The following is a 12,243-nucleotide window of genomic DNA, read 5'->3' as shown; positions in this document are numbered from 1 at the left end:
TCGCGGGGGTTATGCTTATTTACTGTGTTTTAATAATGATGAGAGGGTTACAACTACGGCCGCAATAATTACGCCCCAGGCTATTACCATAAAAGCTAATGCACTACCTGACATATAAAACCCCTCCTTACTTTCTTATAGAAACTCTTGAAGTTTCAAGTTCAACTTTATATCTCTTCTTAATTGAACTATATGATTGATAGAATCCAATAACAAGAACAAATACTATTAAAATTCTTGCAAAAAGAGCCCAGCTTCCAAGTCCTGATTTTACATACATTTCAGGTATAAGATTAAAGTAACCTTGTTTTGCATAATCTATTGTTGAGAATACAAGAAGTATTATTGTTGCCGCTGGTGTTAAGAACTGTATAAAGAGCTTAAAGAACAAATCTGGAACCTTCCAGTAGCTTCCTTTGTTCATTGTTTCAAGAGCTCTATCTTTCATAAGCCATCCACAAGCTATAACTTCTAATAATCCAAGAACAACAAGAAGATATGATCCTACCCAGTTATCAAGCTCACTTAATACTGCAAGGTCAGCTGTCTTTGTAATACCAGCTTCAAGCCCAACTGGAAGACCAAGTATTATATAAAGTGCAAATACCATAATAGATGCTGTTGTCTTTTTAATTCCAAGTTCTTCTTCTATAAGTGCAACTAAATAGTTGTACATTGCTATTGCACTTGTAAACCCAGCAAAGAAGAGGAGCAAGAACCAGAATGTTCCAAATATTTGTCCTCCTGCCATCTGCCTAAAGATGTTTGGAAGAGCTATAAAGGAAAGTCCTACACCACTCTTTAAGCCTTCCTGACCAAGGAATGTATAGGCTATAGGAATAGCTATTGTTCCTCCAAGAATAACTTCTGCAAGCTCATTTAATGATACCGTTGCTATACCTGATAAAACTATATCATCCTCTGGTTTAAGATATGATGCATAGTTCGGAATAATTCCCATACCAAGTGATAGTGTGAAGAATATCTGTCCTGCTGCTGCAAGAGCTGCTGTCCAATTTAGTTGTTCCCAGTGAGGAGTCCAAATAAAATTAAGTCCTGCAATTGGAGTCCAGTCAGGCTTTACTGGTGCTCCAAGAGTTAATGTTCTTATAATAAGTAAGATTCCAAAAATATAAATTGTTGGCATCATAAACTTTGCCCAAGCTTCGATACCAGCCTGAATACCTCTCATAACTGCATAACCTAAGAATGCAAGAGCTATAACCCAAAATATTATAAATTTACCAGGACTCTGGATATAATTAACAAATATATCTCCTGTACCTACTGACTTATCCATATATCCACCTGTTGCTGACATCCATGCATAGCCAAGAGTCCAACCTATTATATGGTTGTAGTAAGAGTTAACAAGTACAGTAACTCCAAAGGCAAGTGCCCCTGCAATAGCCCCAAGTACTGCTGCTGTTTTTGGTTTAACTCCTTCTCTTGCCTGAAGGTAAACCATAGGCCCTAAAGTACCATGTCCATACTTTCCACCTTCACGACCCAGATTCCATTCAACTAGCATAAGCGGAATACCAAGAAGTATAAGTGCCGCAAAGTACGGAATCATGAAGGCTCCTCCACCATTTTTTGCTGCTTGGTAAGGATATCTCCAGAAGTTACCCAAACCAATCGCGTTTCCAGCCATAGCCAAAATCATTCCAATTTTACTACCCCAGTTTTCTCTTTTTTCTGACATGATAAACCTCCCTCCAAAAATGAATTTTCTTATAATGATACTGCATTTATTAGAAAATTACAATAATATTTTATTAAAATTTTTTAACATATTAATGCTTGGCAAATTATTGTCAATATTATATTTATGGAAAATGAGGTTTATACTATGTCATTTCTTTTTTTAATTCTTATATATACTAATATCAATAGTAATTTTGCTATATTATTCTAAATTAAACTCTTATTTATTACATAATATTAAAATTATTGTTTATATTTTAACTTTTACAATTCTGATTCCAATTTGATACATCTTCCTATTACTGTGAAAGATTTAACATCTTTTGTTTCAGTTTTCAAATCATTTGAATGAGATATTATTAATGCTTTGTTTGCATCTACTCTTTTAATCTGTCTTATACATTTTTTGCCATCTATGTCTATTAAACAGATTGAGTTGCTTAAAATTTCTGAAGTCTCATATACTAAAACCTTATCATCCTTAGCTATTCTAAAGCCTCTCATACTATCATCAGGTACCTTTATATAAAAAAGCTTATCTGATGGATATCCTTCTATTTTTTTTTCTATCACAGGCAAATAGACATAACCATAAATTTCTTTTAAATTAACACTACATACAGGTATTTTTTTTAAAATATGTGCAAAAGCATCTTCCCATTGCTTATTTATAAATTTATTTTCATCAACTTCTTTTATGTTTTCAATAGGCTCTTGAACTTCATCAAATAGTTCTTCGTTTAGATTAACCTCAAGAAGCTTTTCTATTTTCTTAATTAATTCCTCATTTATTATTCTTCTTCCTGATTCTACATCGGCTATAAATCCTTCTGAAACCCCAAGCTTTTTTGCAAGAGCCTTTATGGGAATACCTGCTTTTTGCCTTGCATCTTGTATTTTTTCTCCCACTCTACTCATATCAACACCTCTTTTGTAATTCTAAAATGTTGGTAATAGTATACCAAAAAATTCAAAATTGCAAAAGTACTCATGCTATCATTTCATCTATTATATTGCCTTATTTTGTTTTTCATATTCTATTAAAATAAAAATAGTATAAAATATAGCAAAAATTTATTTTAATAAACCCCATGGTAAATTATTGTTTTAAATATATTATTTATTATTTATAAAAAATATTTACATATATTTTGTACTAAGTAGTATAATTATAATTAAAAGGAGGGATTATTATGAAAGAAGAATTGAAAAAATTATTACTTGCAGGAGTTGGATCTGTAGCTTATAGCTACGAAAAAGCCTCTGAGCTAATAGATGAATTTATTAAAAAAGGGCAGCTTACTATCGATCAAGGAAAGGAATTAAGAGAAGAGCTTAAAAAAGTAGTTAAAGAAAATATACCGGAAACTAACAAAGAAGAAAAATCAAAACCAATAACAAAAGAAGAAATGGTAGAGCTTCTAAGAGATATGAATTTTGCTACAAAAAATGAAATAGAAGAAATTAAAAATAGGCTATCAGAACTTGAAAAGAAAATAAACAAATAGGCCATACATCCGTATGGCTAATTTTTCATACAGGGTTGGTGAAATATGAGCAATAGAGCATTACTTAGATTTAAACAAATAATAAAAGTTATGGCTAAGTACGGTTTCGGATATATTGTAGACAACAAGATAAATAGTGGTAAAAACTCCCCTTTCAACTTAAAAAAGGCCTTTGAAGAACTGGGCCCAACATTTATAAAAATTGGTCAAATACTAAGTACAAGGCCAGATATTCTGCCTGAAGAATACATAATAGAACTTCAAAAGCTTCAAGACAATACATCCTACTGTTCATTTGAAGAAATAAAAAAAATTTTCTATAAAGAATTAAAAAAAGATATATATGATGTATTTGATGAATTTGGCAAGGTACCCATAGCCTCGGCCTCTATCGCTCAGGCACATAAAGCAATTTTAAAAGATGGAAGAAAAGTTATAATAAAAATACAACGTCCTAATATAGAAGAAGATATGGAGCTTGATATTGCTATATTAAAAAGAATTGTAAACCTAACCAAGGCTAGATTTAAGGATACGCTTATTGATCCATTAGAAGCTCTTGATGAGATACTTTTATCAACAAGAAGGGAACTTAATTTTAAAAATGAAGCAAGATGTATAGAAAAGTTCAAAGAGTTAAATGAAGATGTAAAATTTGTATCCTGTCCTGAAATAATCTGGTCTCTTACTACAAAGAAAATAATAGCTATGGAATATATAGATGGTATTAAAATATCTGATTTAAACTCTTTAAAAGAAGAAGGATATGATTTAAACGATATAGGTAAAAAGCTTGCACTATCATATTTTAAGCAAATTTTCAAAGATGGCTTTTTCCATGGGGATCCCCACCCAGGGAATATAATAATAAAGAATAATAAAATCTACTACATTGACTTTGGAATTATGGGTACATTGTCCCCTCCCCTAAGGAACGCCTTAAATGAAGCTATAATAGCAATAGCATTAAATGATATAGATAAGCTAATACAAGTAATCATGACAATTGGTATTAAAAAAGGCATGGTAAATAAGAATAAATTATACGAAGATATAGATTCCCTTTTTTTAAACTATCTGTCCACATCCCTTAAAAACATTAAAATATCTTCTATGCTTCAAGATATATTTAATGCCGCAAAACAAAACAATATTCAACTCCCAAAGGATCTAACACTGCTTATTCGAGGCCTTGTTATAATCGAAGGAGTTGTTGCAAAAATATCGCCTGATATAAACATTTTAGATATAGCTATACCTTATGTAAAATCAAACATACAGCTTCATAATATACCTTCCTTTAATGAAATTTTTACAAATACTTATTCCTTTTCAAAAAGTAGTATGGAGCTCCCTTCAAAATTAATTAAGCTCTGTAATTTTATATTAAATGGCAGAGCAAAAGTGCAGCTTGAACACAGAAATTTAACAAAACAAGTATTAGAACTTAATAAAATGGTTAATAGGCTTATTTTTGCAATTATAACTTCATCCTTTATAATTGGATCATCATTAATATTAAACACAAATATTGGTCCTAAAATATTCGGTATATCCTTAATTGGTATAACCGGCTATATTGCTGCTGCCTTTTTAGGATTTTGGCTTTTAATATCCATTCTTCGCTCTGGTAAACTTTAAATTTATAGATTTTTAAATAATTAAAGTGCTTCTACGCCATAATTTCCCTTTGTCGGCATAATATTAAAGGGCTCATAATATATGAACCCTTACCTTGTATTTTATAATACTACCTTTGAGAGTATCTCCTTTTCTCTTTCTAATGCCTTACCTTCAATTTCTTCAACTTCTTTAGAGATTTTATGTACAAACATTTCATCTTTTATTGAAAGAAGATTAATCTTTACATTATAAAGAGCTGATAAAACTGCAGTTCTTGCCATCATTGCAGCTACTGCCCCATCGGTTATTGCATTTTTATTTCCCTTTATAACTATTTCTTCAACTGTATCCATAAGCTTTAATGCATCCTTTGCAACCTTTAAAGGAACAAGTGCCGCTTCTTTTGAAGCCTTCTCAATAGCTTCCTTTCTAATCTTTATTTCTTCTTCACTACTCTTTGGCATTTTTAGAGCTATCATAAATTTATTAAAAGACTCTGCATCCTCATCTATATCTCTAATAAAACTATGCCTATATTCTTCTGTTATCTTAATAATGCTTGGCATATCCTCTTGTACATTTTCATATCCTTTTTTACCAACGGTAAGATTTGCAACCATCTCCGTTAATGCTGCAGCAATGGCACCAGATAGTGCTGCAATACTTCCACCACCTGGTACTGGAGAACTTGAAGCAGTTTCATTTAAAAATTCTGCAATACTTTTTTGTGCTAACATAAAATTCCTCCTATTCCATTATTCTTGTTTCTAAAATCTGTTCCATTGAAAAATCCTCAACTCCAAGATAATAAACTGCTGTATCAATTAATGCCTCCATTGGAACAAGCCCTATTATTTCACTCCCTACAACACTAACTCCAAAGCGCTTTGCCTCTATCTTAATAAGCTCAAACGCCCTATAAAGGGCTGTTTTGGTATAATCAGTCATATTCATTGAAACCTGAACTATTCCCCTATCCTTAAGCTCAACTCCTATAGCTTTACAGTATCTTAACCCTCCACCTATAAACCTTACATTTTTAGCAATTTTATTTGCTATCTCTAAGTTGTTTGTTCCAAGGTTTACATTAAAGGCAACAAGGGGCATTCTTGCTCCTATTGCAACAACTCCTGCTGTCGGATGAACTTCTTGAGGACCAAAGTCTGGCTTCCACTGAGGCTGTTTTATCTTTTCAAACATACCTTCAAATTCACCTTTTCTAATATTAGCAAGGTTTTCCCTCTCAGCTGAGGTAGCTGATTTTTCATAAAGGTATACAGGCAGGTTATATTTTTCTGCAACTTTCGCAGCCACTTCTTTTGAAAGCTCAACTGCCTCAGTCATGCTTATATTTTTAATGGGAATAAATGGAACAACATCAACAGCTCCCATTCTTGGATGCTGACCTTTATGTAATCTCATATCAATAACTTCAATTGCAACACCTATTGCATCTATTACAGCTTCTGCAACAGCATCGGGCTCTCCAACAACTGTTACAACAAGCCTGTTATGATCCTCATCCCTTTTATAATCAAGAAGCTTAACATTATCCCTTCCTCTAAAGGGATTTACTATCTTTTCGATTTTTTCAAGATCTCTTCCTTCACTAAAATTGGGTACGCACTCTATAATTTTTTTCATAAGTATCACCAATCCTTTATATTATTTTCTGCTTTTAAATCCTTCTTCAACGACTCTCTTAACTAAATCATCAGAAGCTATATATGGAAGTGTTATGTGATCTGTTCCTTCATTAAGCTTATTGTATTCAATACTTGTTTCAATTGAATGTTCATTCCTTGCCCAGGCACGTCTTGCAACGCCACCCATAACATCCCAAAGCATTGCAGATTTTATAATTTCATCAACTCTTTCACTTCCATCAAGTACAAGTCCAAAGCCTCCATTTATAGCCTTTCCTATTCCAACACCTCCGCCGTTATGGAGTGCTACAAGGCTCATTCCACGGGCTGCATTGCCTGCAAAGCATTGAACTGCCATATCAGCCATTATATTGCTTCCATCCTTTATATTAGCCGTTTCTCTAAAAGGTGAATCAGTTCCACTAACATCATGATGATCACGGCCAAGCATAATAGGCCCTACTTCACCTTTTCTTACCATTTCATTAAATTTTAATGCTATTTTCATTCTTCCATAAGCATCCTGATATAAAATTCTTGCCTGTGTTCCAACAACAAGATTATTCTTTTCTGCATCTCTTATCCATATATAATTATCCCTATCTTGTCCTCTTCTATTTGGATCTATACACTCCATTGCAGCATGGTCAGTTTTAATAAGATCATCCTTTTTTCCACTAAGACATACCCACCTAAATGGTCCATATCCATAATCAAAAAGCTCTGGACCCATTATATCTTCAACATAGGATGGGAATATAAATCCATCCCTTTCATCAACACCATTTTTTGATATCTCTTTAACTCCTGCATCAAATACTGCCTTCATAAAGGAGTTCCCATAATCAAAGAAGTAAGCTCCTCTGTCAACAAGAGTTTTTATAAGTTCAAAATGCCTCCTTAAACTTCTATCTACATATTCTTTGAATTTATTCCTATCTGTTTTTAAAAGCTTTGTTCTTTCTTCAAAGGTTAGTCCCTGAGGGCAGTATCCTCCATCGTATACAGCATGGCAGGAAGTCTGATCAGATAAAAGCTCAACTTTTATATTATGCTTAACAACATATTCAAGTAAATCTACTATGTTACCATAATATGCTATAGACATTGGTTCCTTTTTCTTTAAATATTCATCAGCAATTCTGAAAACCTCATCAAGATCATCAGAAATCGTCTTTACCCAGCCCTGATCATATCTTGTTTTTATTCTTGAATAATCAACTTCAGCTATAATTCCAACCGCATTAGCAATCTCTGCAGCCTTTGGCTGAGCTCCACTCATTCCCCCAAGACCTGAGGATATGAAAAGGTGTCCTCTTAAATCCTCTGTTGGCCCTATACCAAGCTTTTTACGTCCAGCATTTAGTATGGTATTAAAAGTACCATGAACTATTCCCTGAGGACCTATATACATCCATCCTCCTGCTGTCATCTGTCCATAATTTGCAACTCCCATTTGCATAGCATAATGCCAATCCTTTTGATTGTCAAACATACCAACCATCATTGCATTTGTTATAATTACCCTTGGTGCATCAGGCTTTGATTTGAAAAGCCCTAAAGGATGTCCTGATTCTATTACAAGAGTTTGTTGATCTGTCATAACTTCAAGGTACTTCTTTATTAGCCTATATTGCATCCAGTTCTGACATACCTGACCTGTTTCACCATAAGTTACAAGTTCATAAGGATAAAGGGCCACTTCAAAGTCAAGGTTATTGTCTATCATAACCTGAAAAGCCTTTCCCTCTATGCAGTTTCCCTTATATTCATCAATAGGCTTACCGTATATTCTTCCCTCCGGCCTAAATCTATAGCCATATATTCTTCCTCTTGTCATAAGTTCATTTAAAAACTCTGGGGCAAGTATTTCATGATACTTTTCTGGTATATATCTTAATGCATTTTTTAAAGCTATTTCAGTTTGCTCTTTAGTTAAAGTAAAACCTCTATCTGGTGCTCTTCTAATGCCAGGTATAAACTCGGGCATCTTTGGAAGCTCATCATCAAGCTTTATTGTCATAGCCTCACTTATATCAATATTGCTAAACATAATATCACCCCTTTTATAATTTTCCGTATAAAATAAATAATTTAATATTATTTTGTTTCATTTAGTAAAAGTTAAATCCTGTATTTATACTGTATATAGTTATAATCATATAAAAACAAAAGAGCCTATATAATGCTTAGCTTGATTTTGTTCATTAAGAAGTTGCATTTTAAAATGCAACTTCTATTAATAAGCTTTAACATCCTATAAGCTCATTAAACAAAAGCATACTGATTATACTAATTAATAAGTCCCGCAACAGCTGCTCCAACTATAGGTGCATTATCTATTTTTGTAAATTCTATATAATAACCCATTTCATCATTTATATATTTTTTCACATAAAAATCAAGCTTCTTTCTAAAGTCTTTAAGTTTATAGAATGTTGAACCATCTGCTGTAATACAAATTGGCTTTAAAGGATTATTACCCTTTTGAGATTTAACAATAACTGCAGCAAGATTAATAGCAACAAGTTTTGCTGCCCTTTCTATGATAAAATCAATCAGATAAAATAAAATTAAACGGTCATTATCATTAGCACAGCAACTTGATAATATATTTTGGAAATATGGATATTCTAAAAATTCACTCACTTCAGGTAAAGGGAGCATATCTACTTTAGCTATATTTGATGAAAATTCCTTAGATAGAATTCCTTCATCACAAGCTTTTTTAATAACATTAAAAATTACTGGCCCTAAGTACCTACCTGATATCATCTTTTCAAATATATATTGGTTTTTATCAACAGTTTCCATGTCCATTTCTTTATCAATCAAGCCTCTTTTTATATTTGCAAACCCTCCTGATTCAATATTTATAATCATATTTTTACTATCTGTGATATTTGATATCTTTTTAATATTGCATATATCTTCAATATAACATGTATTAGTTCCTGTACCAAGTATAAAACCTATGTAGCTATCAAATACCTTTTTGGGAGATGAGATTTTTCCTCCAAGAAGAGTTGCAACTGTATCATTTAAAATAACTATTTTCTTGTCTCCATCAAGCCCTCTTTCTTTAATTCTTTTTATAAGATTTTCTCCTATTATATCTCCTACAATTCCGTTTATTTTTACTTGCTTACTAAGCTGAAGAACTTTACCATCTTTATTTGGTAGTACCTCAGTTGGATAAGAAAAGCAAAATCCTATCTTCTTACTTTTATTTATAACAGGCTCAATATAATCTACAACAGTATCATAAAATTCCTCTTTAGAAATTTCCTTATCAGATCCTGGCATAGGATATACATTATAATCTGATATTGTTGGTTCTAATTTTTCATTAAAGCTAACAACTGCAACTCTGAAATTCGTTCCACCTGCATCCATTACTATAACAGGCTCATTTACAGGTATTTCACCCTCAACAGAAATATATGTAGGGATCATTTTAAGAGAACTTTCATTTCCACATAGACCATCCTCCATCTCTTTTAAAAAAACATCGCGGTTTTCATTAAAATGAATATCCTCATAATACATATCATATTTTTTCAAGAAATTTATTACTGTATTTTTTAAACTATCCATTTTAAACCCCTCACTTTATTAAAATATAATAAATTTTTATCTATATTTTTTTATCTTTTCATCAATAGTGACTCCGTCTTTTTTATAATCAATCTTAACAACAGAAATAATTCTATTTGCACCCTCCTTTACACAAATTTCTTGTGATTTTTCAACTATCCTTAAAAGTTCAGTCAATTCTCCCTCCATAGTTGTCTCCATTGGTCCTACTTCATACCTAACGTTGCAGGATTTAATGTATTCTATTACTTTGTCAACAACATCATAGAGCCTCTCTTCCTCAACATTAGGTATTATTTGAAAACTTACGTTACACTTTGACATATCACCCCTCCTTTCCCCAATATATATCAATTACATCACCATCATTTAAAACATCAGTATAAGAAGCATCCTTACCATTTAACTTTAGTACAATATTCCCCTTTGCATTTGAAACATCAAAATCTATATAGTTAAATATATCTACAAATATATATGAATCTTTTTCATTTAAAAAGACGCTTTTGCCATTTACTGTAACAGTTATTCCTTTTTCAATATCCTTTTCAGCTGCAATTTCATCATTCACTACCTTAATCTCTATATTATCATCATTTTTGATAACATAATCCTTAAATACCTCAACCCCATTCACAGTTATTAAAGCATTATTGCATCCATACTCCATCATTAAATCTTGAACTGTTAAAACAGCATCTTTGCCTTTCTGTGCTATATTAATAGCTATATCATCTCCATTATTAATCTCTGTTCTTAAATTTGCAACTTTTCCATTTACATATATTTCACAGGGTTTACCTGCCTCCCCCAATATAGTTCTGTTATTTCCATTTAATTTAAAATTTAATGCTTTACCACTTCTTCCTATAATCTTATCTCCTGAAAATCCGCAAAGGCTAAGTGCATCTGATACAGTCATACTTCTTGAATTAAATAACCTCACACTTTTTCCATTTACTCTAACATAAATAAAGTCGGCACCTTTTTGCATTAAAGCAGTAAATGCAATACCCAAAGGGGTTATAGCTTCTGGTCCTGAACATTTTTTACCTTTAAATTTAATATCCTTTAAAACTTCAGTGCCCCTTACAGCTACTCTCTCTAAGGGCAAATTAAGCTTTTGTGCAACTATTTTATCAAGATTTTTAATCTTACTTCCTCCGCCTATTAAAAACACTGCCGCCGGCGATTTACCATTATATTCTTTAACCTTTTCACATATAGCCTCAGCTAAATTTTCAATTACAGGTTCAATAATCTTTACAATCTCTTCAACCTTTTTTACTTGTTTTATGCCCATTACATCTATAAAGGATATTTCTTTTTTACTACCTGATAAAGAAAGTTTTATCTTCTCTGCCGTATTAAAATCCACAAGGCAACTTTCACATATAGCTTCAGTAATTTCATCACCTGCAATAGGCACCATAGCATAAGCAACTACAGAACCACTTTTAGTTATTGCAATATCAGAGGTTCCTGCACCAATATCAACAAGACATAGGTTTAGCATTCTTAAATCTTTAGGGATTGCAACATTTATAGCTGCAATGGGCTCAAGAGTTAAGTTGCATACTTCAAGATTTGCTTTTTTTACCACTGCATAGAGACTTTCAACTACTGTTTGAGGAAGAAAAGTAGCAAGTATATCTGCCCCAATTGATTTTGCTTTATGTCCTAAAAGTGACGATATAGAATAGTCATTTAAATAGTAATTTATTATGCTATATCCAACACAATAATATATAGTTTTTTCATCTTCCCCAAGCTCATTATTAAGATTTTTCCTTGCAAGGTCTATTCCTTCCATCTCAAGGCTGCTTATTAGTTCATTATCTATTTCACATAACGACTCAAATTCTTTTTGGAATTTTACCATTTTAGTCTTTAATGCTCTTCCTGCAGCAGCTATTGCAACTTTTTTCAATGGAAAACCAAGCTTTTTTTCAAGTTTTTCTTTTACTTGTATTACAACTGAAGCAACTTTGTCTATGTCATGAACTTGTCCATCATACATAGCCCTGCTTTTGTGTTCTAAAGACTCATAAGCAACTATCTCAAATTTAAAATCCTTCTCATATCCAACAACTCCAACAACAGTTCTTGTCCCAATGTCAAGAGCAAATATAAAATTATCGTAGCTCATTAGTCCCACCCCG

The 12,243-nt window shown here is 32.2% G+C and carries 10 protein-coding genes; 2 read left to right on the top strand and 8 right to left on the bottom strand.

The genetic code is table 11. From position 1 onward, the window contains the following. Positions 1-127: 127 nt before the first annotated feature. Positions 128-1,705, bottom strand: coding sequence for a sodium-dependent transporter (locus FDN13_RS08385; RefSeq protein WP_138979785.1), 1,578 nt, complete (start codon positions 1,703-1,705; stop codon positions 128-130). Between the two features lie 266 nt (positions 1,706-1,971). Continuing rightward, positions 1,972-2,625: a helix-turn-helix domain-containing protein gene (locus FDN13_RS08380; protein ID WP_138979784.1), complete on the bottom strand. Its 654-nt coding sequence runs from the start codon at positions 2,623-2,625 to the stop codon at positions 1,972-1,974. Positions 2,626-2,900: 275 nt separating this feature from the next. On the opposite strand from FDN13_RS08380, the gene FDN13_RS08375 reads away from it, so the two are divergent. Together FDN13_RS08375 and FDN13_RS08370 are read left to right on the top strand one after the other, a co-directional pair. Beyond that, a complete protein-coding gene (locus FDN13_RS08375; RefSeq protein WP_138979783.1) occupies positions 2,901-3,215 on the top strand; it encodes a phasin family protein in 315 nt (104 codons plus the stop codon). A gap of 45 nt (positions 3,216-3,260) precedes the next feature. Beyond that, positions 3,261-4,856, top strand: a complete 1,596-nt coding sequence (locus FDN13_RS08370; RefSeq protein ID WP_138979782.1) for an ABC1 kinase family protein — start codon at positions 3,261-3,263, stop codon at positions 4,854-4,856. 101 nt (positions 4,857-4,957) lie between these two features. On the opposite strand, the gene FDN13_RS08365 is transcribed toward FDN13_RS08370, so the two are convergent. From FDN13_RS08365 to FDN13_RS08340, 6 genes are all read right to left on the bottom strand, one after another. Then, entirely contained in the window at positions 4,958-5,575 is a 618-nt protein-coding gene (locus FDN13_RS08365; protein WP_138979781.1) for a cyclodeaminase/cyclohydrolase family protein, read from the bottom strand. Positions 5,576-5,585: 10 nt separating this feature from the next. Next, positions 5,586-6,482, bottom strand: a complete 897-nt coding sequence (gene ftcD / locus FDN13_RS08360) for a glutamate formimidoyltransferase (protein WP_168190115.1) — start codon at positions 6,480-6,482, stop codon at positions 5,586-5,588. Between the two features lie 21 nt (positions 6,483-6,503). Continuing rightward, on the bottom strand, positions 6,504-8,537 hold the full coding sequence (locus FDN13_RS08355; protein WP_138979780.1) for a urocanate hydratase: 2,034 nt from the start codon (positions 8,535-8,537) through the stop codon (positions 6,504-6,506). Positions 8,538-8,776: 239 nt separating this feature from the next. Further along, positions 8,777-10,081, bottom strand: coding sequence for a hexokinase family protein (locus FDN13_RS08350; RefSeq protein WP_138979779.1), 1,305 nt, complete (start codon positions 10,079-10,081; stop codon positions 8,777-8,779). A 36-nt stretch (positions 10,082-10,117) separates the two neighbouring features. Next, positions 10,118-10,405: a thiamine-binding protein gene (locus tag FDN13_RS08345; protein WP_138979778.1), complete on the bottom strand. Its 288-nt coding sequence runs from the start codon at positions 10,403-10,405 to the stop codon at positions 10,118-10,120. Position 10,406: 1 nt separating this feature from the next. Further along, the gene (locus FDN13_RS08340) at positions 10,407-12,230 is read right to left on the bottom strand and encodes a cell division protein FtsA (protein ID WP_138979777.1); all 1,824 of its coding nucleotides are present in this window, start codon (positions 12,228-12,230) and stop codon (positions 10,407-10,409) included. Positions 12,231-12,243: the final 13 nt, after the last annotated feature.

Source organism: Caloramator sp. E03 (assembly GCF_006016075.1).
Lineage (GTDB): Bacteria > Bacillota > Clostridia > Clostridiales > Caloramatoraceae > Caloramator_B.
This window is presented reverse-complemented; position numbering and strand designations above follow the sequence as displayed.

What these genes read in the sequence shown, in the direction of transcription:
- ftcD (WP_168190115.1), bottom strand. Translation starts at nt 6,482, where the DNA reads ATGAAAAAAATTATAGAGTGCGTACCCAATTTTAGTGAAGGAAGAGAT.
- FDN13_RS08355 (WP_138979780.1), bottom strand. Translation starts at nt 8,537, where the DNA reads ATGTTTAGCAATATTGATATAAGTGAGGCTATGACAATAAAGCTTGAT.
- FDN13_RS08340 (WP_138979777.1), bottom strand. Translation starts at nt 12,230, where the DNA reads ATGAGCTACGATAATTTTATATTTGCTCTTGACATTGGGACAAGAACT.
- FDN13_RS08365 (WP_138979781.1), bottom strand. Translation starts at nt 5,575, where the DNA reads ATGTTAGCACAAAAAAGTATTGCAGAATTTTTAAATGAAACTGCTTCA.
- FDN13_RS08375 (WP_138979783.1), top strand. Translation starts at nt 2,901, where the DNA reads ATGAAAGAAGAATTGAAAAAATTATTACTTGCAGGAGTTGGATCTGTA.
- FDN13_RS08380 (WP_138979784.1), bottom strand. Translation starts at nt 2,625, where the DNA reads ATGAGTAGAGTGGGAGAAAAAATACAAGATGCAAGGCAAAAAGCAGGT.
- FDN13_RS08350 (WP_138979779.1), bottom strand. Translation starts at nt 10,081, where the DNA reads ATGGATAGTTTAAAAAATACAGTAATAAATTTCTTGAAAAAATATGAT.
- FDN13_RS08385 (WP_138979785.1), bottom strand. Translation starts at nt 1,705, where the DNA reads ATGTCAGAAAAAAGAGAAAACTGGGGTAGTAAAATTGGAATGATTTTG.
- FDN13_RS08370 (WP_138979782.1), top strand. Translation starts at nt 3,261, where the DNA reads ATGAGCAATAGAGCATTACTTAGATTTAAACAAATAATAAAAGTTATG.
- FDN13_RS08345 (WP_138979778.1), bottom strand. Translation starts at nt 10,405, where the DNA reads ATGTCAAAGTGTAACGTAAGTTTTCAAATAATACCTAATGTTGAGGAA.